Origin of the sequence: Candidatus Halocynthiibacter alkanivorans, from assembly GCF_003333265.1 — a bacterium.
In the GTDB taxonomy this organism is placed as follows: Bacteria; Pseudomonadota; Alphaproteobacteria; order Rhodobacterales; family Rhodobacteraceae; genus Halocyntiibacter_A; species Halocyntiibacter_A alkanivorans.
This window is the reverse complement of sequence record NZ_QOLB01000029.1, coordinates 142,664-169,571: the sequence shown is the minus strand read 5'-3', so window position 1 is coordinate 169,571 and position 26,908 is coordinate 142,664. Positions and strand designations below refer to the sequence as shown.

The window sequence follows — 26,908 nt, the reverse complement described above, 5'->3', positions numbered from 1 at the left end:
CGGTGGCCCAGCGCCAGGATCTGGCAGCGGGCAGCGGGCAGCGCCTGGTGCGAAGGGCGGGAGATTGACGAGCGGCCTGGTCTGGATAAATCTGCGATGTCCCATTATCGAGGGGCTGATTTCAGGAGGCAGATGATATGGCAGCAGTAGAATTCCGGCAGGCGACACAGGCGGATGCGGCGGCACTGATCCAGGCGTTGCGGGCGCTGGGCGAGGCGCTGGGAGATCCGTTTGCAGCGGATGAGGCCGGTTTGAAAAAAGCGATGGGGCGTGGGATTTGTCATGGCATCATCGCTGAGGCACGCGGCATGACCATGGGGGTGGCGCTGTTTTCACCTGTCTATTCAACGATATATGGCGGTGCAGGTGTTTTCGTCACTGATCTGTGGGTCGCGGATGCGGTGCGTGGCCAGGGGCTTGGAGAGATGATGCTGACAGAAGTCTGGTCCCGTCAGGTGAAAGCCTGGGGGGCTTGTTATATGAAGCTGTCTGTCGGCGTGGACAATGCGGAGGCGCGGCGGTTGTATCAGCGGCTGGGTTTTGAGCCGGCGGAGACGGAAACCACCATGCTGCTGACCCGGGCGCCGGGGCGCGCCGGGCAGGGGCGAGGCAAGGGCAAAGCTGATGCCCGCAACAAGTCCGGCGGCAAGGCCAAAAAGCGCTAAGACGTCAGCGCGGTTTCACCCAGGATCCGGTCCAGCACGGACAGCAGCATGTCGCAGTCCTCTTTGTCGATCGTCAGCGGCGGGCGGATCTTCAGGATATTGTCCCAGGGGCCTTCGGTGCCAATAAGAATGCGTTCTTCGCGCAGGCGGTTCTTGAGGTAGCCAGCGGCCTGAGTTGCCGGCGCCATCTCAGGCCCCACCAGCTCAACACCGAGAAACAGCCCGCAGCCGCGCACGTCACCGATGAGCGCGTGTTTGCCCATCAGATCCCGCAGCCCGGCGAGCAGTTGGTCACCACGGTGGCGGGCATTTTCCTGCAGCCCCTCGTCATCAACAATATCGAGCACTTCTTTGCCGATGCGACAAGACAGGGTGGAGCCACCAAAGGTGGAGAAAAACTCCGGTCCCCTGGCAAAACTGGCGGCGATGTCGGGGCGGGTGATCACCACGCCGATCGGGTGGCCGTTGCCGATCGGTTTGCCCAGTACCACGATGTCGGGCGTTACGCCCTGTTGTTCAAAACCAAAATACCAGTCGCCGAGGCGGCCAAGACCGGTCTGCACCTCGTCCGCAATACAGATGCCACCAGCGGCGCGGATATGGGTGTAAACCCGGGCCAGGTAACCCGCAGGCGGGATGATTTGGCCGCCGACTGAGGGGAAGGTTTCGGCGATAAAACCGGCGAGCCTGCCACCGCGCGTATCGATATTCCGGATCGCGCTCTGCACCAGGTCGGCAAATTTCGCCGCCCGGTCCGGGTCACCGCGACGGAAAGAGCCGCGATAGTCATCGGCGACCTCGACCAGCTGCACCCAGTCGGGTTGGCCGATGCCGCCGGGCGCGTTGAACTTATAGGCAGAGAGGTCAATCGCGCCGGTGGTATTGCCGTGATAGCCGTGGTCCGGGGTCACCATATCTTTGCCGCCGCTGTGGGCCCGCGCAAGGCGCAGCGCCAGCTCATTGGCTTCGCTGCCGGAATTCACCAGGTAGCAAACTGACAGCTCGTCGGGCATTTTTGAAATCAGCTTGTCGGCAAAGGCGCTTTGCGCCGGGTGCAGGTAGCGGGTGTTGGAGTTCATCCGCCGGAGCTGATCTGCGGCCACTGCCTGAATGCGCGGATGGGCGTGGCCCACATGCGGCACATTGTTATAGGCGTCGAGATAGGGCCGGCCCCACTGGTCAAACAGGTGGTGCTGCCAGCCGCGCATCAGCATCACCGGGTCCTGGTAGGACAGTTTCACATTGTCGCCAAAGCAGCGTTTGCGGTCCTGATGCACCAGTTCTTTTTGCAGCGGCTCAAAGGCAGTTTTTCTGTCGGGCAGATTTAGCAGCGCCGCCGGGTTGGGGCAGAGCGCCTGCCAGAGGTACATCTCATCCGGGCTGGCAACCCCGGGCCAGTCTTCGCCCATGCCGTCAAGGCTCAGCGCAAGTTGGAAATGCACATGCGGTGCCCAGCCGCCGTTCTGGCTGGCGTCACCCAGACGGGCGAATGCCGTGCCTTTGGCAATGGGGTCGCCGGGGCTCAGCCGGGCGCAGATTTCCGGGTCGAGATGGCCATAAAGGGTGAAGAAATTGTCCCCTGCCGATGTTTCGTGACGCAGGATGATGACACCGCCATAATCCAAGTGCGCGTCGCGGTTTTCCACCACATGCACGGTGGCCTCCAGCGGCGCGTGAAGGGGCGTGCCGGCAGGCGCAAAAACGTCGACCGCGATATGGACGGTGCGCCGCTCAGAAGCTTTATGGGGTCCGTTGCGAAAGGCGTCGGCGGTGTAGGTCAGCCGCGGTTCATTGTAATGCCCCAGCCAGAAGTCACCGAATTCTTCGCCGACACGGGCGGCCTCAGTCGCACCCATATCAAACGGGTTCTGCGGCCAGGTCGAATGTTCGACCGACAGTGATCCGGTCGGGGTATCAGAAAGGTCCTGGCCCATCAGTGGCGCGAACTGGCCGCGGTTCTTATCCAGCCAGGACTTTATGCGCGGCGCGGCGTCATTAATGGGCAGGCCGCAGGCGGCGCGCAGGCGGGCGGGGATCAGCGCGGCGTTGACACTGTCACTCTCCAGCAGACGCCAGGCCGGGGCCTGGGAAATGGTGATATAAGGATCATCGGGGTTTTTCGCGGCCATCAGCGTTGAATTCACCACGCTGACCGCCAGGCGCATGCGCAGCAGCGGCCAGATCAGACCCGTCTCGGCGGCAGTAAGCGGGTTCTCACTGTGATATCCCTGAACCAGCGCCACCAGCGCGGCTTCGGGCGCGGCGTGGTCCATCAGCACATAGGCGGCGGCGATGGCCAGGTTGCAGATGCGCGGGGCGCGGCACATGTCGCCAAAATCGATCAGACCGGAGACGTGGGGCTTTTCTGTGCGCGAGGCGGTGACCAGGATGTTGTAGTCATTGACGTCATTGTGGATCAACTGGCGTGGCAGCGCCTCCAGCGCTGGGCGGATGGATTTGAACTTGTTGATGATGTCGGCGAGAACAGCGCCGCGTCCGGGGTCGGTTATCACGACGGACTGATCTTCAATCCAGAGTGCGGCGCGCAGGTCCCATTTGAAATCCGGTGCGGCACTTACAGCGTCTTCTGGCAGGAGCGCCGGGGTGTCCATGCCGGCCATTGCCGCATCCATACGGCCTGTATGGGCGCCGAGTTGCTGGATCAGATCCAGGCTGTGCGGCGAGAACTCTGCCCAGCTGACACCGGGCAGGCGCTGCTGCAGCCAAACCAGCCGGGGGGTGCCGGTCTCGTCTGGCAGTGTCGCAAACAGAGCGGCGTTGCGGGTCGGGATCACTGCGGGCACCGGCAGGCCGGGCGTGGTCCGGCGCAGGTGATCCAGCGCGGCGCATTGTTGCTGGACGAGAGCCTCTGAACAGCCGGCGCGCATCACTTTGAGCACATAGAGTCCGTCAGCTTCACCAGTGCCGGTGGCGAGAAAGTTGAGGTCATATTCGCCGTCAATCCGGCTCAGGGTGACCTGCTGCGCCCAGGTGTCTTTTACGGCATTCTGCCAATGAGGGATCATCGTCATCAGGGTCTCTCTGTCTTTGCGCGTCACAGTGCTTTTGCTGCGAGATTAGGCAGGGGGGCGCGGCGGAGCAAGATGACAAAACGCGCGCATGTTCAGAAATATATCTGTGTGTGCCGCCGCATTCAGGCCAGGGTGCAACAGGAGGGTGCAACAGGAGGGTGCGACAGGACAGCGCGCCTGCTGGATTGCGGCTGATTATTATGCGCCGTCGCGGCTAGAGTTTTGAACGCATTTAAAAAAAGGACAGTTGAATGAACGCCTATCTGAAATCAGTACCGGATGAGAACGGCTTTTTTGGCGACTATGGCGGCGCGATGCTTCCGCCTGTGTTAGAGCCTCATTTTAAGGAAATCACCGAAGCCTACGGGCGGATTTCCAAGTCGGCAGAGTTCATCAAAGACTTGCGCTATATCCGCAAACATTTCCAGGGCCGGCCAACGCCGGTGTCCCATCTGCGCAACCTGTCTGAGATTTGTGGCGGCGCCCAGATCTATGCCAAACGGGAGGATCTGAACCACACTGGCGCGCATAAGCTGAACCACTGTATGGCCGAGGCGTTGCTGGCGAGACATATGGGTAAGACCAAGCTGATTGCGGAAACCGGGGCGGGTCAGCACGGGGTGGCTCTGGCGACAGCGGCGGCCTATTTCGGCATGGAATGCGAAATCCATATGGGCGAGATCGACATTGAAAAAGAAGCGCCCAATGTGACACGGATGAAGCTGCTGGGCTGCACGGTGGTGCCGGTAGGTTTTGGCGGCCGGTCGCTGAAAGAAGCGGTGGATTCGGCGTTTCAGAGCTATGTGCCTCAGGCTGATCACGCGCTGTTTGCCATTGGCTCGGTTGTCGGGCCACATCCGTTCCCCAAGATGGTGCGCGATTTCCAGCATGTGGTTGGCATTGAGGCGCGCGAGCAGTTTCTGGAGATGACCGGTGAGCTGCCGGATATGGTTGGCGCCTGTGTCGGCGGCGGTTCCAACGCAATGGGGCTGTTTTCGGGTTTCATGGATGACCGGAGTGTGGCGCTTTACGGGGTGGAGCCGATGGGCACATCGTCAAATCTGGGCGATCACGCCGCCACCATCAGCTTTGGGGAGGACGGCGAAATTCACGGCTTCCGCACCATGGTACTGAAGGACGCGAACGGCGATCCTGCGCCGGTGCATACGGTGGCCAGCGGTCTGGATTATCCCGGGGTCGGGCCGGAACATGCCTATCTGCACCGGCAGGGGCGGGTGACCTATACCACGGCGGATGACAAAGAAGCGCTGGACGCGTTTTATGCGCTTTCGCGCCATGAAGGCATCATTCCGGCGCTGGAAAGTGCGCATGCCATCGCCTTTGCAATGCGGGAGGCGCGCCTCAATCCGGGCAAGTCGATCCTGGTGAACCTGTCCGGGCGCGGTGACAAGGACATCGATTATGTCACTGAAACCTATGGTTTTGGCGACAGCTGAACGCTGAGAACAAGCGGCCGGGGGCCATAAGGGTGCCCGGTCATATCCAATTACAACGGGGGGGCGGCGCGGTCATGCGCGCCGGTTACGCGCCGGCGGGCCGGCGCGGGGCGCCAATGTTGCTCTGCGCGACGGAGACCGATTTGACGATGCCATAACAACTTGCGCCCGGCCTGATATCAAGCGCGGCTGCGGAGCGTTTGGTGATGCGCGCCAGGATCAGGTCGTCGCCAGCGCTGAGCTGTACGATGACGCCGGGACCGCCGCCGGCATGCACGGCCCGCACGGTTGCAGGCAGGATGTTTAATGCCGACAGCCCTTCGGGGCGGGTGCGCGACAGCATCACGTCCTGGGCTTCAATACGCACCCGGACCCGCGCGCCTGGCGCCGCATGGATGCGGGGCAGATACAGGGTGCCGGCGGAGACCGCGAGTTCGCTGAGACCGTCGTCATGCTGGGCCACCAGACGGCCGGTCAGGATGGAACCGGCCTGACGCAGCCCCAACGCCTGGGCGGAGGCGGGATCAGACAGAACTTCCTCCGCAGGGCCCGCGCGGACCACTTTTCCGGCGTTCAGCGCCACGACAGTGGTGGCGAGACGGGCAACTTCGCTCATGGCATGGCTGACATAGAGGATCGGGATGTTTGTTTCGTCGCGCAGCCGCTCGAGATAGGGCAGGATTTCGCTTTTTCGTGCCTCATCCAGCGCGGCGAGCGGTTCATCCATTAAGAGGATTGAAGGCGCCGCCAGAAGGGCCCGGCCGATGGATATGCGTTGTTTTTCGCCGCCCGAAAGACCGGCAACGCGCCTGTTTAACAGCGCATCAATGCCCAGAAGCCCGGTGATCTGGTCAAAATCACTGGTGGCGCGGTTGCGGGCGAACCAGCGGCCATAGCCCAGGTTCTGGCGCACATTGAGATGGGGGAACAGCCGGTCTTGCTGAAACACATAACCGACCCGGCGTTTGTGTGGCGGCAACCAGGTCCGGGTGGCACTGTCTGAGAGCACCCGTTCGCCAACCTGAATGTGGTGGCTGTCGGTGCGCAGCAGACCGGCCACCGCCTGCACCACCGTGGTTTTGCCACAGCCCGAGGGGCCGAACAGCGCGGTGACCCCGGCAGGTGCTTCAAAGCGAATGTCCAGATCCAGGCCGTCAAAGCGGTGGGAGAGCGCGACAGAGAGCCTCATGAACCACGGATCCGTTTTGCCACCCGGCTGGCGATCAGCTCGGACAGCAGCAGGGCGGTGATGGCGATGGTGACCGAGACCAGCACGAGGCGCAGCGCCGAGTTTTCGCCACCAGGCACCTGGAGGAACGCATAGACCGCCGAAGGCAGGGTCTGGGTCTGACCGGGGATATTGGCGACAAAAGTGATAGTGGCGCCAAATTCACCCATAGCCTTGGCAAAACCAAGTACCGCGCCGGCGATGATGCCGGGTGCGATCAGCGGCAGGGTGACCGTGGCAAACACCCAGGGGCGGGATGCGCCCAGCGTTGAGGCGGCCTGTTCCAGTTTGGGGTCAACCGCTTCAAAGGCCAGCCGGATGGCGCGCACCATCAGCGGGAAGGCCATGATTGCGGCGGCAAGTGCCGCGCCGGTCCAGCGGAAGGCAAACACCAGGCCGAACGTGTCTTCCAGAAACCGGCCCAGCGGCGCGCGGCGGCCAAAGCTGAGCAGCAGCAGGTAACCGGTGACCACCGGCGGCAGGATCAGCGGCAGGTGCACAAGCGCGTTGAGCAACTGGCGGCCGGGAAAGCGTTTGCGCGCCAGCGCCCAGGCGGTCAGCACCGCAAGTGGCAAGGAGAGCACCGTGGCCCAGAGCGAGACTTTGAGCGACAGCGCCACTGCGATCCATTCCTGAGGGCCGAGCCAGTCTGTCATTGTGCGGACTCGGGTGCGGGGGCGGTGGCGGGCGCAATGGGCGCGGCTGGCTCGGCCAGTTCGGTGGTCACTGGCGCGGCGGTTATTGTGCCGGTGACAAATCCGTGGCGCTGGAAAATAGCTTTGGCGACGGGCGCTTGCAGCCAGCGCAGCAGTTCTGCAGCGGCCTGGCTGTTGCTGTCTGCGGTCAGTGCGGCCGGGTAGCGGATCGGCGGGTGGCTTTCAGGCGGCAAGGTGGCGACAACCGAGACACGCGGTTCCGCCAGCGCGTCCGTGGCGTAGACCAGGCCAAGCGGCGCTTCGCCGCTGGCCACCAGGGCGAGGGCGGCGCGCACATTGTCGGTCTGGGCGACCTGTCCGGCGATCTGATCCCAGCTGCCAAGTGATTTCAGCGCCGCCTGGCCGTAAATACCCGCCGGCACCGCGTTTATCAGCGCCATGGCCAGTGGTGCGTCGCCGAGGCGGGCGCGGATGTCGGCACCGGCGCTGACGTCAAGCGGGGCTGCTTTGCCACCCGCACCGGGGGCAGGAGCAATCATCACCAGGCTGTTGGAGAGCAGGTCAACCCGGCTGTCCGGTTGCAGAAGCTGTTGATCTTCAAGGTAATCTGCCCAGGCGCTGTTGGCGGAGACAAAAAGATCGGCGGGCGCTCCGGCTTCGATCTGGCGGGCAAGAAGCGCGCTGCTGCCGTAAGAGGCGATCAGCTGATGATCAGAGGTCTGGGCCCAGCGTACAGCCAGCTCGTCCAACACCGTTTTCAGGCTGGCGGCGGCAAATACTGTAACCGTATCGGCGCGGGCTGACGCTGCTGGCACCGAGACACTGGCCGCGATGCCAAATGCCAGCACAGCCAAGAACCGCCGCAGCTGTGGCAGATGGGGCAGGAATTCAGATGTGCGTGTGGTCAAGAAATGAGCTCCGTGAACGGCGGGTATAAATGTATGGCAATGGCAGCGCGCATTAGGCAAGCGCAAATGGCGGGCTGCCCGCGGGGTGACCCTGAAATAATGTCGCAGACGTCACACACGTGGTCGCGAATTTGCAAGGATGAGGCCAGTTAATCGCAAGTATCGGGAGATGATTTTTTGGGTACCGGCGAGTCAATGGCGGCCCTTCATGCAAAGGCTGAGTGTCTATGAGCGGACAAAATAAACTATTGCTGATCATCCTGGACGGGGTGCCCTGGCGCAACTTCCGGTCCCTGTTCGGAAACCTGGAAGGCTGGGTCGAGAGCGGCGAGGCCAGGGTGTGGAAAATGCGCGCCGTGGTGCCCTCGATCTCGGCCGCCTGTTACGCGTCCATCCATACCGGCGTGACCCCGGCAGTGCATGGCTGCACCGGCAACACCAATGTGTTTCGCCTGCCCTTGCCCGATGTATTTTCTGAAGTGCGCCGGGCCGGCGGTGTTACCGGTGCAGTGGCGCATTCCTACTGGTCGGAACTTTACAACCGCGCGCCGTTCGATCCGGTGCAGGATCTGGAATATAATGAGCCTGACAGTGCCAGCATCAATTATGGCCGGTTCTATTCGATGACCGGTGATAACCGCGACAATCAGATGACGCCGTCTGATGCGGACCTGTTTGCGTTGATGACCATGCTGACCGAGCGCCATGGGCTGGATTATGGCATGATGCTTGTCAGCACGCTGGACAGTATGGGGCACCGGTTTCAGCATGATTGCGAAGCGATGGACCAGGCCATTTTCAAGATGGACGAATACCTGGCGCCCTTCATCACCCGCTGGCGCAAGGCAGGGTATGAGGTCATCGTAACGGCCGATCACGGTCAGAATGATCGTGGCCATCATGGCGGGCGCGGTGCCGATCAGCAGGACACTGCGCTGTATTATTTCGGGCCTGCTGCAGGACCCGACAGCGATCAGCTGATCGATATGGTGCAGCTGGCGCCCACCATACTGACGCGGATGGGGGTGCCGGTGCCGGAGACAATGAAAGCGGCATCCTTTCTGAGCGCGGAATAAGAATTCGAATCTGTGCTGTGGCAGAGGCCGCCGGGACGCCGGCGGCCTCTGTGACGTGCAGGCCGGCGGGCGAAACAGGCGCAAAATGTGTCCGGAACGGATGGGTAATTGTCCCCTTTGACAGACAGAAACGCTCCCCGCTTGTGCCAGGATTGGCGCAACGGGAGAATGAACTATGCGATATTCCGGTTTTCGGGTCATCAAAGAGGCCCTGACGGGTCACAAAGGTTGGGGGCCAGCCTGGCGCGATGCTGCGCCAAAACCCCATTATGATTTTGTCATCATTGGCGGCGGCGGCCACGGGCTGGCGACAGCGCATTATCTGGCCAAAGTCTACGGCAAGGCGAATATCGCTGTGGTGGAGAAGGGCTGGATCGGCGGCGGCAATGTCGGACGCAATACCACCATCATCCGTTCCAACTATCTGCTGGATGGCAATGAGCCGTTTTACGAGCATTCGATGAAGCTGTGGGAAGGTCTGGAACAGGATCTGAACTATAACGCCATGGTCAGTCAGCGCGGGATCATGAACCTGATCCATACCGATGCGCAGCGGGACGCGTTCCGCCGCCGGGGCAATGCGATGATCCTGAACGGGGCCGATGCGGAACTGCTGAGCGCTGCGGATGTAAAGCGTGAAGCGCCGTTCCTGAATTTCGACAATGCACGTTTCCCGATCAAAGGGGCGCTGGTGCAGCGCCGCGGCGGCTCGGTGCGCCACGACGCGGTGGCCTGGGGGTATGCCCGCGCCGCCGACAGCCGTGGTGTCGATATTATCCAGAATTGCGAAGTCACCGGGTTCCGCATTGAGCAGGGCAAGGTCCTGGGTGTCGAAACCAGCCGGGGCTATATCGGCGCGGGCAAGATCGGCTGTGCTGTGGCCGGGTCCTCCGGGCGGGTTATGGCCATGGCCGGAATGCGCTTGCCAATAGAAAGCCACGTGCTGCAGGCCTTTGTTTCTGAAGGGCTGAAGCCGGTGCTGCCAGGCGTGATCACATTTGGTGCCGGGCATTTCTACGTCAGCCAGTCGGACAAGGGTGGTCTGGTGTTCGGCGGTGATCTGGACGGCTATAATTCTTATGCACAACGGGGCAATCTGCCGGTCGTGGAAGACGTCTGCGAAGGCGGCATGGCGCTGATGCCGATGATTGGCCGCGTCCGCCTGCTGCGCATGTGGGGCGGGGTGATGGACATGTCGATGGACGGCTCTCCGATCATCGACCAGACCCCGGTTGACGGGCTCTATTTCAACGGCGGCTGGTGTTACGGCGGCTTTAAGGCCACGCCGGCGTCGGGTTATGCCTTTGCCCATCTGCTGGCCACTGACAAGCCGCATGACACCGCCAAAGCCTATCGTCTTGACCGGTTCCGCACCGGTCGCATGATTGATGAACGAGGCGCGGGCCCACAGCCCAACCTGCACTGAGGAATCACAAATATGATTATCAATCATCCGCTTCTGGGGCCGCGTGACTCGCAGGAATTCACCTATCTTGGCGATGCCAGCCTGATGCACCGCCCCGACCGGCAGGGCGAAAACGCTGGCGAGGCGTTCTATGAGTATCAGTATCAGCGCGACAACCCCGCCGGTCTGCACCGCGAATTGTGGTATCATGAGCAGGGCGACCGGTCCTGGCTTGTGGTCACCCGCGATACCACCACCCATGAAATTACTGATGTAAAACTGGCCCGCGATGTGGCCCGGTCCGAGGGGCGCAGCACATGAGCCAGGTCAATCGTTTAAGCGGCGGTCTTGTGGACCGGGAAACCGCGCTGGACTTCAGCTTTGACGGCAAACGCTATCAGGGGGTTGCCGGCGATACGCTGGCCTCGGCTTTGCTGGCCAACGGGGTGCGCCTGATGGGGCGCTCGTTCAAATATCACCGGCCGCGCGGCGTGCTGAGCGCCGGATCAGAAGAGCCGAACGCTTTGGTGGAGCTGCGCGATGGGGCGCGGCGCGAACCCAATACGCGCGCCACCTGCGTTGAGCTATATGACGGGCTTCTTGCCAACAGTCAGAACCGGATCGGGTCGCTGCGCTTTGACGCGATGGCGGTGAATGATCTGCTGTCGCCGTTCCTGGCCGCCGGGTTTTATTACAAGACCTTCATGTGGCCGCGCGCCTTCTGGGAAAAAGTCTATGAGCCCATTATCCGCAACGCCGCCGGTCTGGGCCGCTTGTCAAAGCAGGAAGATCCCGACAGTTATGACAAAGGGTTTCTGCATTGCGATCTACTGATCGTGGGTGCAGGTCCTGCCGGGTTGGCGGCGGCGCTGACGGCGGGGCGGTCCGGCAAACGGGTGATCCTGGCCGATGAGGATTTCCGCATGGGCGGGCGCCTGAACTGCGAAACCTTCGCGCTGGGCGATCAGTCCGGTGCCGACTGGGCCGCCGCCACCGTGGCAGAGTTGACCGGGATGGACAACGTGCGCCTGCTGCCGCGCACCACGGTTCTGGGCGCGTTTGACCATGGGATTTACGCCGCGGTTGAACGGGTCAGTGATCACCTGACCCAACCTGCTGCCAACAGGGTCCGTCAGACCCTTTGGCGCATCTATGCCAGCCGCACCTTGCTGACCGCCGGGGCGACCGAACGCCCGGTTGCGTTTGAAAACAACGACCGGCCCGGCATTATGCTGGCGGGTGCTATGCGGTCTTATGCCAATCGCTGGGCGGTGACACCGGGCCAGAAGGTGGCGGTGTTCACCAACAATGATGATGGATTGCGCACGGCGGTGGATCTGGCGGCCAAAGGGGTCACCATTGCCGCGGTGATTGACAGCCGCAAGGATGCCACCCCGCTTGAAGGCTTTAATCACCTGCGCGGTGCCCTGGTGGTGAACAGCCGTGGCCGGCTGGGACTGCGGGAAATATCCGTGCGACTGGCGGACGGCTCGCTGCATAAAATCGCCTGTGACGCGCTGGGCGTGTCGGGCGGCTGGAACCCGAATGTGCAGCTGACCTGTCATCAGCGCGGCCGTCCGGTCTGGGACGACACGCTTGCGGCTTTTGTGCCCGGTGGCAGCCTGCCCACAGGCATGAGCGTTGCCGGTGCCGCCATGGGCGACATGACAACCACCGGGGCGCTGGTTTCAGGCGCACGTGCGGCGATGGAAGCGCTGGAGCTGAGCGGCTCTGCACCCGACATGCCACAGGCGGAAGACGCGCCCTGCAGCCCGACACCACTGTGGTTTGTCAGCGAAGGCAAGGGCCGCGCCTGGGTCGATCTGCAAAACGATGTCACCGTCAAAGATGTAAAACTGTCCCATCAGGAAGGTTTTGTGTCAGTTGAACATCTGAAACGCTATACCACGCTGGGCATGGCGACGGACCAGGGTAAGACCTCTAACGTGACCGCGCTGGCGGTGATGGCGGAGCTGACTGGCAAGACGATCCCGGAAACCGGCACAACCATATTCCGACCTCCCTATACGCCAGTGGCGATCGGCGCTTTTGCCGGGCGCTCCAGCGGCAAGGATTTCCGTCCCACCCGCCTGACGCCGAGCCACAAATGGGCCGGGGAACAAGGCGCGGAATTTGTCGAGGTCGGGGCCTGGCTCAGGGCGCAGTGGTTCCCCAAAGCTGGCGAAAGCAGCTGGCGTCAGTCAGTGGACCGCGAGGTTCTGGCTGTGCGCAAGTCGGTCGGTGTCTGTGACGTGACCACGCTCGGCAAGATCGACGTGCAGGGCGCGGATGCGGCGACCTTCCTGAACCGGATCTATTGCAATGGGTTTGCCAAGCTGGCCGTGGGCAAAGTGCGCTACGGGCTGATGCTGCGCGAAGACGGTATGGCGATGGATGACGGCACCGCCGCGCGTATGGCAGAGGACCACTTTGTGGTCACCACCACCACGGCCAATGCGGTGGGTATTTCCCGCCATATGGAATTCGCCCGCCAGTGCCTGTGGCCAGACCTCGACGTGACGCTGATTTCCACCACCGAAGCCTGGGCGCAATATGCGGTGGCAGGTCCCAATGCACGCAAGCTGTTGCAAAAGATCGTGGATCCGGAATTTGACATCAGCAATGAGGCTTTCCCCTTCATGGGCTGTGGCGAGATCACCGTCTGCGGTGGCTTGCGGGCGCGGCTGTTCCGGATCTCGTTTTCGGGCGAGCTGGCCTTTGAGCTGGCGGTGCCGACACAGTATGGCGACGCTTTGATCCGCCGCTTGATGGCGGAAGGCGAGGAATTCGATGTCGTGGCTTACGGCACCGAGACGCTGGGCGTGCTGCGCATTGAAAAAGGCCATGCGGCGGGCAATGAGCTGAATGGTCAGACCTCGGCGCTGAACCTGGGCATGGGACGCATGGTGTCAAAGAAAAAAGACAGCATCGGCTCCATTCTCAGCGAGCGTGAAGGCATGACGGCGGACCGGCACCGGTTTGTCGGCTTTAAAGCAGTGAACGCAGGGGATGCCGTCGTTGCGGGCGCGCATCTGATGAATAAGGGCAGCGTTGAAAACGCCGCCAATGACCAGGGCTGGGTTTCTTCGGCAGCGTATTCGCCGGTGCTGGGCTCCTCGATCGGCATTGGGTTCCTGGTCGATGGCGATACGCGGCTGGGAGAGATTATGGTGGCGGCCAATCCGCTGGAAGGCAGCAGTGTTAACGTGGAAGTCGTCAGCGCTCATTTTGTAGATCCGGATGGGGAGCGTCTTCGTGGATAATCTGAAAGCAATCACACCGCTGGGCAGCAGCACGCCACGTCAGGATCAGGTGGCTGGTGTCACCCTGGTGGAGAACTGCGATGTGGCGCTGGCTTCTGTCGCGCAACGCATGGGGGCCACGATCAGTGGTCTGGATCTGCCTGCGGTGGGCAAGTCGCTTGCGGGCGATCCGTTCAGCGTCTTCTGGACCGCTCCGGGCCAGTGGATGATTGAGGCGCCGATGAACAGCCATGAGGACATCGTGCCGGCGCTGCTGCAGCATCTGGACGGTGCGGTCTCGATCACCGAGCAATCCGGCGGCTGGGCGCGGTTTGATATCTCCGGTGAGGGCACGATACCGGTGCTGGAACGTCTGGTGATGCTTGATCTGGATGCCCTGCAGCCCGGGGACACCGCGCGCAGCACGCTGGACCATATCGGCGTATTTCTGATCCGCCGTGGCGCGCAGAAATTCACCCTTTATGCACCACGCTCCTCAGCAGCGTCGCTGCATCACGCGCTGCTTCAGGCCATGCGGGCGGTGTTATAAGTTCAGCGCCATTGTAAATCGGTGCAAAGCGCTGGCGCTCAGACGGATGGCAGACAATTGCCGTCCGTCACCCTGAATTTGTTTTTATCTTTGCGGTCCTGCTGCGGTGAGTTGCCATAGGTTTCTTTATAATGCCGCACCATTGGCGTGGTGGAGGCATAGCCGACCGACAGGGCGATTTCGGTTATGGTATCATTGGAATATAGCACAAGCTGGCGCGCCTGTTTCAGCCGCAGCCTGCGGTAGTATTTCAACGGGCTCTGCCCTGTGGCGCGCTTAAAGCTGCGTTCCAGGTGGCGGGTGGACATGTTCACCGCTTCGGCGACATCGACGATCTGGATCGGGTCTTCAATATGTTCGGCGAACATCTGAATGGCGCGGGCCACGGGTTTTGGCATCATGTCATCAGTATTTGCCGTCGCCAGTGTCGGGATTTTTTGCGCCACATCGCTGGTGCGCATGAACGGGTGCTGGAACCAGCAGGCGACCTCGGTCATAATCTCGGCGCCGAACGTGTCTTCGATCAGCTTCAGCATCAGATCAAACACCGCCGCTGCGCCCGAGGCAGTCATGCGCCGGCGGTCCTGACAGATCACGGTCATCACCGCCTCAATGTCCGGGAATTCCGTGCGAAAGGCCGCCTCATAGCACCAGTGTAGCGAACACGCATGGTTCTCGAGCAGGCCCGAGCGTGCCAGCGGAAATATGCCGCCGGAGAACCCGCCGATAATCACGCCGCTGCGCGACAGGCGGCGCAGGGCTCCGTTGCCGGACGAAGGTGTTTCAAAATGGGCATCGGGTCCGGAGATCAGAAAGATATGATCCAGTTTCGCATTTTCCGACAGGGCTTCATCGGGCGCAAATACCACTCCGGCAGAGGACCGCACCGGCGCCATGGTTTCGCCGATAACGCGCCAGCGGAACTTTTGTTCACCGGCGATTTCATTGGCGGCGCGCAGCGGTTCAATCGCTGAGGTCAGGGCAGCCATAGGGAAACCGGGGAATATCAGGAAACCAAGAGTGAGACTGTCGCTCATGTATTCGCGCTTTCAGTGGGGTGGAACCAGTGCAGATGCGTCGGTTCCTGGACAGGCCGCGCCGATGGTCAGGCGCAGTAAATCATCAGCTTTAAAGCGGGGAGTGTCAAGTTCACGGGGGGGGCAGGGCAGGCTGCAGCCGGGTTGCGGGCCACGCCGCGCAGCATCTGCGGTGCAGGCGGGGCAGCGGACGCGCCGGGGGCCGGTCGCAGAGGCGAGGCTGCACCGGCTTTCAGTTCTGACGGGAGTTTGAAATCCCGGGAGGCACCGGCAAAAGCGTGTCTGCCGGTGCAATTGTTGGCCGTTGCGGGGGTTAAGCCGCGCAGTGGGCGTCGACGATTCGCTGCACCATCGGTGCAAAATGAGCAAAATTCGGGATTTCCATATCGGCGTGTTTGCCGGCGTCGTCCAGATAGCGGACCTGAATGATTTCCTTCAGGTTCGGGTTCTTTGCGAATTCCGCAACTTCGTAAGCATTCATCGGGCCGCCCTGCAGATTCAGCGAATGAACCGAGGCTTCGGACAGGCGGTCAAAATATTCCGGTTTGGTGGCGCAGAGATAGCGTTTCGCCGCCACGTGATACCGGACGCAGTCCGTCACAATGGTCGGGAAAAAACGTTCCAGAACCAGGGCACCGGCTTCTTCGTGGAACTTATCGGCGGTGTCGTCCATTGAAAACGTGCCAAATTCGCTGGTGAAATGACCGATGTCATGCAGCAGAGCCGAAACGACGATGATGTCGGACTGGCCATTCTTTTGTGCGATGGTGGCACCCTGCAGCATGTGTTCCGCCATGGTGACCGGTTCCCCGAGATATTCTTCACCGCCGCGGCGCTCAAAAATACCGCCGAGAAAGTCGACGATATTTTCAGGGGTCAGCGCGCTGGCCTCTGGCGCGCTCATTCTGCAGCCACCGCAACCTGGGCTTCAAGCGCCCGCAGGGTGGAGAGCAGCCCGTCTTTGTCGGCGTAACAGCCCTGAAGCCAGCGCGAGCCTTCGCCGGAATAGCCGGTGCGGGCGTGCAGAACGCGGGTGTTGTCGACGATAAAGCTTTCACCGGGGGCCAGTTTGAAGCTGACACCCATGTCCGGATCATCGATGAACTCGCCCAGCTGGCGGTAGGCGGCGTAATAGGCGGCCATATGGTCAAACGGTACGTCGACAATCGGAGCGCAGGAGCGGTTGTTAAAGCGGATACCGATCAGTTGCCCTTCAGGTGACAGTTCGATCATCGGACGGCGTGACTGCAGCACGACGCCGGCTTCACCTTTGTATTCAAACCGTGCCGGGTAGCCTGCCAGCAGGTTAAAACCTTCGGGGTTGCTTTCGCGCAGGCGTTCGGCGGCGCGGAAGCCGTCGACCACAATTGAATCGCCACCCTCGGCAGAGTTTTCAAGGCAATAGAGCAGCTGCAGTGTGGGTACCGGATCGCGGTAAGGATTGTCGGTGTGTGCCTGCAGTCCCAGACCGGTAAACGCCAGGTTGGTCGGGTTCACTTCGGTGCGGACCTCAAAATACTGGCCGTAATTGGTCTCGCGGGTGTAGCCGAACAGATCGATCACATCTATCAGCGCGCCGCTTTCGGTCGGGCCGTTGATCATCTTGGCAAAACCGAACCGTTCGATCGCCGCCAGCCAGGACTTGCGGGTTGCAGGGTCGCTGCGGGCTTGTTCAAAGTCAAAACACGGCGCGTCCTGGGTTTTGTTCCAGGTGGTAATGGCCGCGGCATCTACATGGCCAAACAGGCTGGGCTCAGCACGGTCATAAGCATTGTCGCGCAACCAGGTGGCCGGAAAGCTGACTTCTTTGTCTTCGGGGCTGAAGCGCAGCACAACGCAGTTGTCGGCGATGTTTGCAGCTGCGATTTTTATGTCGGTGGGGATATCTGCCAGGGTGATCAGGCACTGCCCATTGCCCGGGGCGCGTGTTTCTGAGTCCAGCGCGTTGTCGCGCAGCCAGATGGCGTGAAACCGGGCGCGGTCGCCGTTGGTGAATTCGAGCGACAGAACATCGCCCGAGTGATCTGTATTAACTGTCCGTAGCATGTCGTTTCTCCGAGTACGTTCAAGCCTGGTTGCATGTTTTAGCGAGCCGGGACAGTATCTCAAGCAATACGTTTTGACCCAAAGGCATAGAATTTCTAATGGCTGAAGAGAAGAAGAAGGTCGGTCTGCCGCCGCTGGATTGGTTGCGGGTGTTTGAGGCGGCGGGGCGACGCGGCGGATTTACCGCGGCGTCTCATGAGTTTGGCCTGACCCAGGCGGCGGTCAGCCAAAGGATCCGCAATCTGGAATCCTGGCTGGGCTGCGCGCTTTTCCTGCGCTCGGCGCGCGGCGTGAGCCTGACCGTTGAGGGCGAAAGCTATTTGCCACTGGTGCGACAGGCGCTTGATTCGCTGGAGCGCAGCACCGAGGATCTGTTTGGGAAGGCGCCGCGTGAGCTGCGCATTGCGGCATTGTCCTCACATCTGGATGCGCTGGTACTGCCGCGCGTCGGTGGGTTCCTGACCGCAAATCCTGAAGTGCGGCTGGTGACGGAATCGGTATCACACCGGGCCGGGCTTGAGGAGGTGGAGACCGATCTGCAACTGCGCTACGGCCGTGGCAACTGGCAAGGGCGCGAGGCGGTGCTGATCCAGTGCGAAGTGCTGGTGCCAATGGTGGCGCCGGCGCTGCGGGACCACGCCTGGAAAGAGCTGGCGGCGATTGAAGTGCGTGGCGAACGGCCAGGATGGCACGACTGGGCGCGCGAGAGCGGTGGGGCATTGCCGGCCGCAGCAGGGTTGAGTTTTGATTCGATGGAACATGGGCTGACGGCGGCGCGCCAGGGCCTGGGCGTGGTGCTGGGGTCTGTTCCGCGCGCGCAGGAAAGCATAGAGGCCGGTGCTTTGGTGCGGCTGGAGGTAGGAACGCCAGGGGCCGCAGTTCTGGAGGTGGCGGACGGATACTGGCTAACCTGGAGCGAAGACAGGTTGCGTTCGAAAAAACAACGTCGCCTGGTCGAGGCATTCGCGGCAGCGCTGGTGCGCTGATCCGGCAGGGAGGTAGCGCCAGACCAGACCAGACCAGACCAGACCGGTGCAAGCGGGTCGGGTCGCAGAGCTCCGGTTGCGTAAGTCGCGGACCTTATGGCACTTTTGCTGACGGTTGTGTCTGTTCTGAGCGGGTTGTGGTGCCAGGTTGAGCTCTTTCCGGAGCCAGATATAGCTCTTCACCGGGGCTGCGGCTCGTGAAGGCGCATGAAAGACGCGGGGTCTGATCGGTACGGCCTATGCGATGCCACCGGTCTGTATTGGCGTTGAAACGTGCCTCCAGGGACAGAAGGGTCGCGGTTTGATGTGGTGGCGGAATATATTTTCGCGAAAGAATATATCTTTGGACAGAAAGCTTCCTGCAAAGCCTGGTGACAGAACAGAATACCATCTGTAGTAGTTTGCCCAGTGTCCCGCAGGTAAAGCTGAATGTGCCGCCGGGCGCATAGAAATTGTCTAAAGGGGGCTGCCGTCCACAAGTGCTCAAAATGTGCCTGCGGCGTGCAGACCTGCAATCGAAAGATCACAAAATGTCCGAAGCTACTTCGTTTAGCACCAGGCTACAGGTGCTGCCGCCATTTCTGAACAATATCAGATCCGGCGTTCTGGTTGCCACCCTGATCGCCATCGCGTCCAAGTTCCTGTCCGAACATTACGGGGCGCCGGCAATGCTTATGGCGCTGTTGCTGGGCATTGCGTTTCATTTTCTCTCTGAGGACGGTCCCTGCAAAGCGGGCATTGAGTTTTCTTCGCGCACGGTGCTGCGCATCGGGGTGGCATTGCTGGGGGCGCGGGTCAGCGCCGAATTGCTGGCAGGGCTGGGCATCCAGTTGATTGTGCTGGTGGTGCTGGGCGTGTTCCTGACCATTCTGGTTGGGTGGGCCGTGGCGCGTCTGTTCGGCTTTGACTGGCGTTTTGGCCTGTTGACCGGGGGCTCCGTGGCGATCTGTGGCGCATCTGCGGCGATGGCGATTTCGGCTGTGCTGCCGAAGGATGAAAATTCCGAACAGAATCTGATCTTTACCGTGCTTGGTGTTACCGTACTCAGCACGATGGCGATGATTGTTTATCCGATTATTGCCGATGTGCTGGCGCTGACGGATCTGCAATCAGGCGTGTTCCTGGGCGGTACAATCCATGACGTGGCCCAGGTGGTTGGAGCCGGGTTCTCGGTGTCCCAGGAAGCGGGGGAATCTGCGACCCTGGTCAAGCTGATCCGGGTGTCGACTCTGGCGCCGGTGGTGCTGATCTTTTCGCTGGTGATCCGCGCCCGGTTCAAAGACGCGGTGTCTGACGGCAAACGCCCGCCCCTTATCCCGTTTTTCGTGCTGATGTTTCTGGTCTTTGCGGCGATCAATTCCACCGGTGTGGTGCCGGCGTTTGTCACCGATCTGATGGGGCAGATGTCGCGCTGGGCGCTGTTAATTTCGATCGCCGCTGTGGGGATGAAAACATCGCTGAAACGGATCCTCGAAGTGGGCGGCAAAGCCATCGCCCTGATCGTGATTGAAACCGTGTTTATTGGCGGCTTTGTCCTGATCGGCATCTTTGTTCTGCAACAGGGCGCCTGAAGAACACCATCGCCGTCAACGCGTTCTGAGGGCCGGGCAAGCGGTGACGCTCCGCGTGCCAAACACTTCAGAAGCACGCCACGCCGCAGGAACCGTCTGATGCCAAGCGTGAAAGTGGCACCCCGGTCATCGCACAGACCGTGTTGCCCGCGTAGCGGCGTGCGGCGTCTGGCAGCACAGAGACCGGCGCGCCGGGCCGGGGCCCGGCGCGCCGTCAGTTCAGCTGTCGTCGGACCCGCCGTCCATGTTGTCAGAGTCGGCTTCTTCTGCGCCATGTGGGGCTTTGCCGTCATCGTCACCCATGCCGCCCATTGCCGCCATGCCCTGCATCCGGGTCATTTTTTCAGCGGCAGCCGCCATTTCTTCTGCGGTCACAATGCCGTCGCCGTCACTGTCGATCTGCTGGAACCGGTCCACCATCATGTCGCGGTTGTTGGCGCTGTTCAGGGCTTCATATTCGGCAATTGAGAGCGTGCCATCGCCATCGGCATCAAAGGTGGCCAATTGCGCGGCCAGAGCGGCTTTTGCTTCTTCGGCGCTGACTTTGCCGTCACCGTCAGTGTCCATCGCTTTGTTCATTGCGGCGTTGCCATGGCCCGCTTCCATGCCCATGCCGCCCATCATGCCGCCGCCCATCATCTGGCTATGCATTTTCATCATTTTTTGCATCATCGGCATCATCTGACCGCCGTTGCTCATGCCGCCAGCCATGCCTTTTGCGCCATGCACGCCGGATTTGCCGCCCATATCGCCGTCCATATCGCTGGCCATGCCAGCCGACATGCCTGCTGAGGCGGATGCCTGGTGTACTGCTTTGACTTGTTTTTGTCCGGTGTGATCGCCAGAGGCAAAAGCGGGAAATGCCAGTGCAGTTGCTGCAACGAGACCAAGTGCCAGGGTTGTTTTGTGTTTCATAGTGTCACCTCAATAATCGTGTTTCGATGACAGAGATATGGCGATGGCTGGTCGCAGTACTATGCCGGGCAGCGGGCGAATTGTATCCGTTTGTCGCAGACAGCGGCGCCGATACCAACTGCGACAATTTAGGCGGGAAAGCCGCGCAGCGACGGGCTATAAGCGGGGCTATGAGCGAGACACCACATATACTTATAGTCGATGACCACCGCGAAATCCGCGATGCGGTCAGCCGGTATCTTGAAACCAAGGGCATGCGCGCAACCAGCGCCCGCGATGCGGTCGATATGGATGCAAAGCTGGCCGCCGGTCAGTTCGATCTGATCGTGCTGGATGTGATGATGCCGGGCGAAGACGGGCTGTCGGTCTGTCGCCGTCTGTCCGCAAAGGGCGGCACGCCGATCCTGATGCTCACCGCCTTGGGGGAAGAAACCGACCGCATTGTCGGGCTTGAGATCGGTGCCGACGATTACCTGTCCAAACCGTTCAACCCGCGCGAGCTTCTGGCCCGGATCAAAGCGATCCTGCGCCGCTCAAAGCGCTTGCCCGCCAGTGCGGGGGCGTTGTCCGGCCACCGGGTCGCCTTTGCCCAGTGGGTGCTGGACACTGACCGCCGGGTATTGCTGGCGCAGAATGGCTCTGAGACCAGCCTGACCACGGCGGATTTCAAACTGCTGACGGTGTTTCTGGAGCGGCCGCGTTTTGTGTTGAGCCGGGAGCAGTTGCTGGATCTGGTGTCCGGGCGCGCAGCCCAGGTGTTTGACCGCACGATAGATAATCAGATCAGCCGGCTGCGGCGCAAGATTGAGCACGACCCGGGGCGGCCGGAGATCATCACCACGGTGCGTAGTGGGGGGTATTGCCTGTCTGTTGATGTTGCGGAGGTGAAATGATGCGCAAATTCTGGAGCAGCCTGCGCGGCCAGGTGATTTTGCTGATCGTTGCCGCGCTGTTGGCGGCGCAGGCCGTCAGCCTGTGGCTTTTTGTGGATGAGCGCAGCCAGGCGGTGCGCGCGGCGATCGGGCTGGAGGCAGCCGGGCGGTCGGCCAATATTGCCAGGTTGATCGAGGAAGCGCCGGAGGCGTTGCATTCCTCAATCCTGCGCGCCGCCGATTCGCCGATGGTGCAGTTTGAATTGGCGGCGACGCCGTTGGTGGAGCACCGGGACCATGACGGCAATGGTACGATCGGGCGCCAGATCCGCGCGCTGGTCGGGGACGATTTTACAAGGGAGATCAGGGTTGAGCTGCATCGCGTCGGCACGGATCAGATGATGATGCGGGATATGTCGTCAGGAATGATGACCATGCACAAATCCATGATGCAGGGGCAGATATCGGAGATGGAGATGCGGCTTTCGATATCGCTGCAGTCTGGCCAGTGGCTGAACGTCGGTACCCGCTATCATCAGCCTCCGATGCAGTGGCCCTGGATGTCGGCCCTTGCGTTCGGGGGCACTGCAGCGGCGGTTCTGATTGTGGCGTTGTGGGTGTTGCTGACACGGCTGACCGGGCCTCTGCGCGCGCTCTCGGTGGCGGCGGAGCGGTTGGGGCGCGGCGAAGAAAGCGCGGCGCTGGTGCCTGCGGGTCCCACCGAAGTGCGCGATCTGACCGGCGCGTTCAACCGGATGCAGGCGCGGCTGACCCGGTTCGTGTCGGAGCGCACACGCTTGTTGGCGGCGCTCGGCCATGATCTGCGCTCGCCGCTGACCGCAATCCGCGTGCGGGCGGAAATGGTGGAAGATGACGAGACCCGGGAACGCATTGTCGCTTCAGTAGAGGAAATGCAGGAGATGGTGGACGCGACCCTGTCTTTTGCGCGTGGCATGGCCACGGGGGAGGCGTCTCAAACCGTTGATCTCGGGGCGTGTCTTGACGAGTTATGCGGCGAATTGCGCGAGACCGGCTGTGCGCTGACGCTTGAGCCCACGGCGGGCCTGGCTGTGCGCATCCGCCCCACCGCATTGCGGCGCGCGTTGCGGAACGTCATTGAGAATGCCGTTCGTTATGGCGGATCTGCTGATATTCGCCTCAGCCGGACAGGCACGTCAGCATTGATCCAGATCGATGACAACGGGCCGGGCATTCCGCAAGATGCGCTTGAACGGGTGTTTGAGCCCTTCGTGCGGCTGGAGGTCTCGCGGTCGCGGGAAACCGGTGGTACCGGGCTGGGCTTGTCGATCGCCCGCAGCATTGTGCAGGCCCATGGCGGTGAAATTGGCCTTGAAAACCGGGCCGGAGGCGGCTTGTCGGCGACGGTGGAGCTGCCTTTGGAACCGACAGATTGAACTATTGAAAATGGAGAAAGATATGAAACTTCTGATGATGAGTGCGGTACTGGCCGTTGCGGCATTGCCGGCGCTGGCCGACGGCGGCGCTATGGGCGGCTACGGTCATATGCATATGTTTGGCGGTGGAATGGGGCTTATGGGCGTGCTTGGCATGGGCATGATGGCCCTGTTCTGGGGCGGCATCATTCTGTTAGTGGTGCTGGCCGTGCGCTGGATTTCGGGCCAGAACGGGGCTTCAGGAAAAGGTGATGCTTTCGCGATTCTGCGGGGCCGGCTGGCGCAGGGCGAGATTGATCCCGAAGAATACGAGACCCGCCGCAGGGCGCTTGAAACCTGAGGTTTGCAGGTAAAACTTGAAGCATAAGCCGTGGGGCTGTAGGTGGGACGTTAGCTTTGTGCCATTTGCAGCCCTTCTGGCATGCGACCGGACGCCACGTTCCGGATGCCTGCATTACGTGATTGAAGTGGCGCCGGTGTTCACAAAGAGGCGGCTGCCGCGGCGGCCGGTCAAGTTGTCATTCGTCAGAGATGAAACATGGATATGAAAGCCTCCGGCCGGTGGAAAATTCCCGGCAGAGACAAGGGCGGCAGCAACGCCGCAAATCCCGCCGGCACCTGCGCTGCTGCGGAGACGTTTTCATGCTGAAATCCGGCGGTTTCCCGGCACCTCTCAGGGCAGCTCCGGCCTTAAAAACCTGGGCCTGGAGCTCTCACGTGATTGTGAAGGTCGGGCGGGTTTCGCTGCTTGACCTTCCAGTACAGGATGCTCGCATATCGAGCGAAAAAAAGGATCTGAAATGATACCCGAAATTGGTCAGTTTGCGCTGGCGCTCGCCCTGGTTCTGGCTCTGGTTCAAAGTGTGCTGCCCATCGTGGGCGCCGCACGCGGGAACAAGCTGTGGATGCAGAGTGCCTGGGCGACATCGCTGGGTCTGGTTCTGTTTGTCGGCACCGCATTTGCGGCGCTGATCCGGTCTTTCATTGTCAGCGACTTTACCGTCGCCAATGTGGCCGAAAATTCCAACTCGCTGCAGCCGCTGTTCTTCAAAATTGCCGCGGCCTGGGGCAGTCATGAAGGCTCGCTGGTACTCTGGGTTCTCATTCTGACGATCTTCGGGCTGAGCGTGTCGTTATTCGGCACCAATATACCGGCGGCGCTGCGGGCGCGGACCTTGTCGGTTCAGGCCTGGATCGTGGTTGGCTTTCTGTCGTTCCTGTTGCTGACATCCAACCCGTTTGACCGCCTGATCCCGCCGCCGGCGGATGGCAGTGATCTTAATCCGCTGTTGCAGGACATCGGCATCATCATTCACCCGCCGCTGCTGTATCTTGGCTATGTCGGCTTTTCGATCGTGTTCTCTTTTGCGGTTGCCGCGCTGATTGAAGGCCGGGTGGATGAGGCCTGGGCCCGTTGGGTCCGGCCCTGGACGCTGGCCGCCTGGACCAGCCTGACCGCTGGCATCGCTCTGGGCTCATGGTGGGCCTATTATGAGCTTGGCTGGGGCGGCTGGTGGTTCTGGGATCCGGTCGAAAACGTTTCATTCATGCCCTGGCTGCTGGGCACCGCCCTGCTGCATTCGGCGATTGTGACGGAAAAACGCGGCGCGTTTAAAAGCTGGACCATCCTGCTGGCGATCCTGACGTTCTCGCTGTCCCTGCTGGGCACCTTTATCGTGCGCTCCGGCATCCTGACTTCGGTGCATGCGTTTGCTGTCGATCCGGCACGCGGCATCTATATGCTCGGCTTGCTGGCGATTGCCATTGGCGGCTCACTGGCGCTTTACGCCTGGCGTGCGCCGGACATGGAAGGCGGCGGTCTGTTTGCGCCAATCAGCCGGGAAGCGGGTCTGTTGATCAACAATATCCTGCTGACGGTTGCCACGGGTATCGTGCTGTTCGGCACACTCTATCCGCTGTTCCTGGAAGCGGTGACCGGCGATAAAATTTCGGTCGGGGCGCCGTTCTTTAATGCCGGGTTTATCCCGGTGATGTTGCCTCTGGTCCTGCTGACCGGGATCGGGCCGTTTCTGTCCTGGAAACGGGCAGATCTGATGGGCGTGGGCCAGCGGTTGAAAGCCATTGCGGTGGTCAGTACGCTGATCGCGCTTGGCATCTGGTATCTCACCACCGGCGGGCCTGCTCTGGCGATTCTGGCGCTGGGCATCGCGGTCTGGCTGTTGCTGACCACGCTGAAAGAATGGGGCCTGCGCATCAAACTGTTCAAAGCTCCGTTCGCCGAAAGTCTGCGCCGGTTGCGCAGTCTGCCCCGGGCATCTCATGGCATGACCCTGGCCCATGCCGGGCTGGCGATTGCTATGTTCGGGTTTATCGGCTCCAGCGCGTGGAAAACCGAGCAGATTGTCTTTGTGACCCCGGGCGTGTCTGTCAGCATCGCTGGCTTTGATGTGACGTTTGAGGGCACGCAACGGGTACAGGGTCCAAACTATGTGGCTGACCGGGGCACCCTGACGGTGACCCGTGACGGCGCGCCGGTGACAACGATGTATCCCGAGCGGCGGTTTTACCCTGTCACCCGGACCGGAACCACAGAATCTGCCATTCGCGAGACCCTGGCCGGTGACCTTTATGCGACCATTTCCGTGCCGGCGTCGGACGGGGCCGCAGAACGGGCCTGGACCCTGCGCATTCTGTATGAACCTTTGGTGAGCTTTATCTGGATCGGCGCGACGATGCTGCTTCTGGGCGGGCTGATGTCGCTGTCGGACCGGCGCCTGCGTGTCGGGGCGCCCCGGCGCAAAGCCCGTGCGCCTGCAAACGCCACACCTGCGGAGTAATAGATGAAACGTATATTGTTTTTCCTGCCAGTTCTGCTGGTCGTTCTCACCGGTGGCTTCCTGTTGTGGGGGCTCGATGCGGACCGCAACCCGAGCGCCATCCCGTCGGTACTGATTTCGCAGCCGGTGCCGCAGTTTGATCTGCCGCCGGTGGAAGGTCTCGGCTTGCCCGGGTTTGGCTCTGTCGAGCTGGAACAGGCCGGCGAAGTTGTGCTGGTCAATGTGTTTGCGTCCTGGTGTGTGCCTTGCCGGGCGGAACATGCGGTGCTGACACGGATGGTGCGGGAAACCGGCGTTGTTCTGATGGGGCTCAACTATAAGGACAAACCTGCCGATATCACGGCGTGGCTGGACAATCTGGGCAATCCTTATGACCGGGTCGGTTCAGACCTGGACGGGCGCGCCGGTATTGAGTGGGGGATCTCCGGAGTGCCGGAGACCTTTATTATCGGTGCCGATGGCCTGGTGTTATATCGGTATGTTGGCCCCATCATTGGCCCCAAGGCCGAGGCGGAGTTTTTGACCGCGTTGGAACAGGCCCAGCAGGCTCAGGCTGAAGCGGAGGCAGGGGTGTGATCAAACGACTGCTGATAACCGCGTCACTGATGCTGGCGATGACACAGCCGGCGCTTTCGGTGGAGCCGGATGAAATACTGGACGATCCGGTTCTGGAGGCGCGCGCGCGGGCGATTTCCAAAAAGGTGCGCTGCGTGGTCTGTCAGAATGAGGATATCGATTCCTCCAATGCTGGCGTGGCGCGTGATCTGCGCATCCTGCTGCGTGAACGGCTGGTGGCCGGGGAAAGTGACCAGCAGGTGCTGGACTTTCTGGTGGCGCGATACGGCGACTTTGTCCTGCTCAGCCCGCCGTGGAAACCCATCACCTATGCGCTCTGGCTGGCACCTGCCGGGCTGGGCTTGTTTGGCGGTGGTGCCGCGATTTTTGTGCTGGTGGGAGCCCGCAGACGTAAACCGCCCAAAGGGCAGCTGAGTGACGCAGATGAGGCGGAGATCGCTGAAATCGTCAAACGAAATACAATGGATATCTGA

At 61.2% G+C, this 26,908-nt stretch carries 23 protein-coding genes; 15 read left to right on the top strand and 8 right to left on the bottom strand.

Going from position 1 to position 26,908, the window contains the following annotated elements:
- Positions 1–137 precede the first annotated feature (137 nt).
- Positions 138–665 carry a GNAT family N-acetyltransferase gene (locus tag DWA01_RS01345; protein ID WP_114283811.1) on the top strand — a complete coding sequence of 176 codons (528 nt, stop codon included), beginning with the start codon at positions 138–140 and terminating at the stop codon, positions 663–665.
- On the opposite strand, the gene DWA01_RS01340 is transcribed toward DWA01_RS01345, so the two are convergent.
- Complete coding sequence (locus tag DWA01_RS01340; protein WP_200832479.1) at positions 662–3,697, bottom strand: aminotransferase class III-fold pyridoxal phosphate-dependent enzyme; 3,036 nt, start codon at positions 3,695–3,697, stop codon at positions 662–664. The two genes, DWA01_RS01345 and DWA01_RS01340, sit on opposite strands and share 4 nt — an antisense overlap.
- Positions 3,698–3,948: 251 nt before the next feature.
- Between DWA01_RS01340 and trpB the strand changes: the two genes are divergently transcribed.
- A complete protein-coding gene (trpB, locus tag DWA01_RS01335) occupies positions 3,949–5,154 on the top strand; it encodes a tryptophan synthase subunit beta (RefSeq protein ID WP_114283810.1) in 1,206 nt (401 codons plus the stop codon).
- Positions 5,155–5,239: 85 nt separating this feature from the next.
- Here trpB and modC read toward each other — a convergent pair whose 3' ends face one another.
- Genes modC through modA form a run of 3 tightly spaced genes read right to left on the bottom strand, consistent with a single transcriptional unit; the run spans position 5,240 to position 7,946 of the window.
- Positions 5,240–6,343, bottom strand: coding sequence for a molybdenum ABC transporter ATP-binding protein (modC, locus tag DWA01_RS01330; RefSeq protein WP_114283809.1), 1,104 nt, complete (start codon positions 6,341–6,343; stop codon positions 5,240–5,242).
- On the bottom strand, positions 6,340–7,038 hold the full coding sequence (gene modB, locus DWA01_RS01325) for a molybdate ABC transporter permease subunit (RefSeq protein WP_114283808.1): 699 nt from the start codon (positions 7,036–7,038) through the stop codon (positions 6,340–6,342). Before modB ends, modC begins: the two co-directional genes overlap by 4 nt.
- Positions 7,035–7,946, bottom strand: a complete 912-nt coding sequence (modA, locus tag DWA01_RS01320) for a molybdate ABC transporter substrate-binding protein (protein WP_235008386.1) — start codon at positions 7,944–7,946, stop codon at positions 7,035–7,037. The genes modB and modA overlap by 4 nt, the downstream gene beginning before the upstream one ends.
- Before the next feature lie 227 nt (positions 7,947–8,173).
- Here modA and DWA01_RS01315 point away from each other — a divergent pair, with 227 nt between their 5' ends.
- The 5 genes from DWA01_RS01315 to DWA01_RS01295 all read left to right on the top strand — a co-directional run bounded on the left by DWA01_RS01315 (position 8,174) and on the right by DWA01_RS01295 (position 14,219).
- Positions 8,174–9,022, top strand: coding sequence for an alkaline phosphatase family protein (locus DWA01_RS01315; RefSeq protein ID WP_114283807.1), 849 nt, complete (start codon positions 8,174–8,176; stop codon positions 9,020–9,022).
- A gap of 175 nt (positions 9,023–9,197) precedes the next feature.
- Positions 9,198–10,448, top strand: a complete 1,251-nt coding sequence (locus tag DWA01_RS01310; RefSeq protein WP_114283806.1) for a sarcosine oxidase subunit beta family protein — start codon at positions 9,198–9,200, stop codon at positions 10,446–10,448.
- Between the two features lie 12 nt (positions 10,449–10,460).
- Positions 10,461–10,748: a sarcosine oxidase subunit delta gene (locus tag DWA01_RS01305; protein WP_114283805.1), complete on the top strand. Its 288-nt coding sequence runs from the start codon at positions 10,461–10,463 to the stop codon at positions 10,746–10,748.
- A complete protein-coding gene (locus tag DWA01_RS01300) occupies positions 10,745–13,690 on the top strand; it encodes a sarcosine oxidase subunit alpha family protein (protein ID WP_114283804.1) in 2,946 nt (981 codons plus the stop codon). Before DWA01_RS01305 ends, DWA01_RS01300 begins: the two co-directional genes overlap by 4 nt.
- Positions 13,683–14,219: a sarcosine oxidase subunit gamma gene (locus DWA01_RS01295; RefSeq protein ID WP_114283803.1), complete on the top strand. Its 537-nt coding sequence runs from the start codon at positions 13,683–13,685 to the stop codon at positions 14,217–14,219. Before DWA01_RS01300 ends, DWA01_RS01295 begins: the two co-directional genes overlap by 8 nt.
- A gap of 38 nt (positions 14,220–14,257) precedes the next feature.
- Here DWA01_RS01295 and DWA01_RS01290 read toward each other — a convergent pair whose 3' ends face one another.
- The 3 genes from DWA01_RS01290 to tmpA all read right to left on the bottom strand — a co-directional run bounded on the left by DWA01_RS01290 (position 14,258) and on the right by tmpA (position 17,302).
- Positions 14,258–15,256 (bottom strand): GlxA family transcriptional regulator, encoded by a 999-nt coding sequence (locus DWA01_RS01290; protein ID WP_114283802.1) that lies wholly within the window; start codon positions 15,254–15,256, stop codon positions 14,258–14,260.
- Between the two features lie 313 nt (positions 15,257–15,569).
- Positions 15,570–16,160, bottom strand: coding sequence for a (R)-1-hydroxy-2-trimethylaminoethylphosphonate oxygenase (gene tmpB / locus DWA01_RS01285; RefSeq protein ID WP_114283801.1), 591 nt, complete (start codon positions 16,158–16,160; stop codon positions 15,570–15,572).
- The gene (gene tmpA, locus DWA01_RS01280) at positions 16,157–17,302 is read right to left on the bottom strand and encodes a 2-trimethylaminoethylphosphonate dioxygenase (RefSeq protein WP_114283800.1); all 1,146 of its coding nucleotides are present in this window, start codon (positions 17,300–17,302) and stop codon (positions 16,157–16,159) included. The genes tmpB and tmpA overlap by 4 nt, the downstream gene beginning before the upstream one ends.
- 98 nt (positions 17,303–17,400) lie before the next feature.
- Between tmpA and DWA01_RS01275 the strand changes: the two genes are divergently transcribed.
- Positions 17,401–18,288, top strand: a complete 888-nt coding sequence (locus DWA01_RS01275) for a LysR family transcriptional regulator (RefSeq protein ID WP_114283799.1) — start codon at positions 17,401–17,403, stop codon at positions 18,286–18,288.
- Between the two features lie 530 nt (positions 18,289–18,818).
- Entirely contained in the window at positions 18,819–19,859 is a 1,041-nt protein-coding gene (locus tag DWA01_RS01270) for a YeiH family protein (RefSeq protein ID WP_114283899.1), read from the top strand.
- A gap of 219 nt (positions 19,860–20,078) precedes the next feature.
- On the opposite strand, the gene DWA01_RS01265 is transcribed toward DWA01_RS01270, so the two are convergent.
- A complete protein-coding gene (locus tag DWA01_RS01265; RefSeq protein WP_235008385.1) occupies positions 20,079–20,774 on the bottom strand; it encodes an EF-hand domain-containing protein in 696 nt (231 codons plus the stop codon).
- A gap of 170 nt (positions 20,775–20,944) precedes the next feature.
- On the opposite strand from DWA01_RS01265, the gene DWA01_RS01260 reads away from it, so the two are divergent.
- The 6 genes from DWA01_RS01260 to DWA01_RS01235 all read left to right on the top strand — a co-directional run bounded on the left by DWA01_RS01260 (position 20,945) and on the right by DWA01_RS01235 (position 26,908).
- Positions 20,945–21,667, top strand: a complete 723-nt coding sequence (locus tag DWA01_RS01260) for a response regulator (RefSeq protein WP_114283798.1) — start codon at positions 20,945–20,947, stop codon at positions 21,665–21,667.
- Positions 21,664–23,061 (top strand): ATP-binding protein, encoded by a 1,398-nt coding sequence (locus tag DWA01_RS01255; RefSeq protein ID WP_200832478.1) that lies wholly within the window; start codon positions 21,664–21,666, stop codon positions 23,059–23,061. Before DWA01_RS01260 ends, DWA01_RS01255 begins: the two co-directional genes overlap by 4 nt.
- 22 nt (positions 23,062–23,083) lie before the next feature.
- The gene (locus DWA01_RS01250; protein ID WP_235008384.1) at positions 23,084–23,401 is read left to right on the top strand and encodes an SHOCT domain-containing protein; all 318 of its coding nucleotides are present in this window, start codon (positions 23,084–23,086) and stop codon (positions 23,399–23,401) included.
- Between the two features lie 460 nt (positions 23,402–23,861).
- On the top strand, positions 23,862–25,859 hold the full coding sequence (locus DWA01_RS01245) for a heme lyase CcmF/NrfE family subunit (RefSeq protein ID WP_114283797.1): 1,998 nt from the start codon (positions 23,862–23,864) through the stop codon (positions 25,857–25,859).
- A 3-nt stretch (positions 25,860–25,862) separates the two neighbouring features.
- Entirely contained in the window at positions 25,863–26,435 is a 573-nt protein-coding gene (locus DWA01_RS01240) for a DsbE family thiol:disulfide interchange protein (RefSeq protein ID WP_114283796.1), read from the top strand.
- Entirely contained in the window at positions 26,435–26,908 is a 474-nt protein-coding gene (locus tag DWA01_RS01235) for a cytochrome c-type biogenesis protein (RefSeq protein WP_419186975.1), read from the top strand. Before DWA01_RS01240 ends, DWA01_RS01235 begins: the two co-directional genes overlap by 1 nt.

Coding starts and splice junctions, on each gene's coding strand:
- DWA01_RS01345 (WP_114283811.1), top strand. CDS start 138: ATGGCAGCAGTAGAATTCCGGCAGGCGACACAGGCGGATGCGGCGGCA.
- DWA01_RS01340 (WP_200832479.1), bottom strand. CDS start 3,697: ATGACGATGATCCCTCATTGGCAGAATGCCGTAAAAGACACCTGGGCG.
- trpB (WP_114283810.1), top strand. CDS start 3,949: ATGAACGCCTATCTGAAATCAGTACCGGATGAGAACGGCTTTTTTGGC.
- modC (WP_114283809.1), bottom strand. CDS start 6,343: ATGAGGCTCTCTGTCGCGCTCTCCCACCGCTTTGACGGCCTGGATCTG.
- modB (WP_114283808.1), bottom strand. CDS start 7,038: ATGACAGACTGGCTCGGCCCTCAGGAATGGATCGCAGTGGCGCTGTCG.
- DWA01_RS01315 (WP_114283807.1), top strand. CDS start 8,174: ATGAGCGGACAAAATAAACTATTGCTGATCATCCTGGACGGGGTGCCC.
- DWA01_RS01310 (WP_114283806.1), top strand. CDS start 9,198: ATGCGATATTCCGGTTTTCGGGTCATCAAAGAGGCCCTGACGGGTCAC.
- DWA01_RS01305 (WP_114283805.1), top strand. CDS start 10,461: ATGATTATCAATCATCCGCTTCTGGGGCCGCGTGACTCGCAGGAATTC.
- DWA01_RS01300 (WP_114283804.1), top strand. CDS start 10,745: ATGAGCCAGGTCAATCGTTTAAGCGGCGGTCTTGTGGACCGGGAAACC.
- DWA01_RS01290 (WP_114283802.1), bottom strand. CDS start 15,256: ATGAGCGACAGTCTCACTCTTGGTTTCCTGATATTCCCCGGTTTCCCT.
- tmpB (WP_114283801.1), bottom strand. CDS start 16,160: ATGAGCGCGCCAGAGGCCAGCGCGCTGACCCCTGAAAATATCGTCGAC.
- tmpA (WP_114283800.1), bottom strand. CDS start 17,302: ATGCTACGGACAGTTAATACAGATCACTCGGGCGATGTTCTGTCGCTC.
- DWA01_RS01275 (WP_114283799.1), top strand. CDS start 17,401: ATGGCTGAAGAGAAGAAGAAGGTCGGTCTGCCGCCGCTGGATTGGTTG.
- DWA01_RS01270 (WP_114283899.1), top strand. CDS start 18,819: ATGTCCGAAGCTACTTCGTTTAGCACCAGGCTACAGGTGCTGCCGCCA.
- DWA01_RS01265 (WP_235008385.1), bottom strand. CDS start 20,774: ATGAAACACAAAACAACCCTGGCACTTGGTCTCGTTGCAGCAACTGCA.
- DWA01_RS01260 (WP_114283798.1), top strand. CDS start 20,945: ATGAGCGAGACACCACATATACTTATAGTCGATGACCACCGCGAAATC.
- DWA01_RS01255 (WP_200832478.1), top strand. CDS start 21,664: ATGATGCGCAAATTCTGGAGCAGCCTGCGCGGCCAGGTGATTTTGCTG.
- DWA01_RS01250 (WP_235008384.1), top strand. CDS start 23,084: ATGAAACTTCTGATGATGAGTGCGGTACTGGCCGTTGCGGCATTGCCG.
- DWA01_RS01245 (WP_114283797.1), top strand. CDS start 23,862: ATGATACCCGAAATTGGTCAGTTTGCGCTGGCGCTCGCCCTGGTTCTG.
- DWA01_RS01240 (WP_114283796.1), top strand. CDS start 25,863: ATGAAACGTATATTGTTTTTCCTGCCAGTTCTGCTGGTCGTTCTCACC.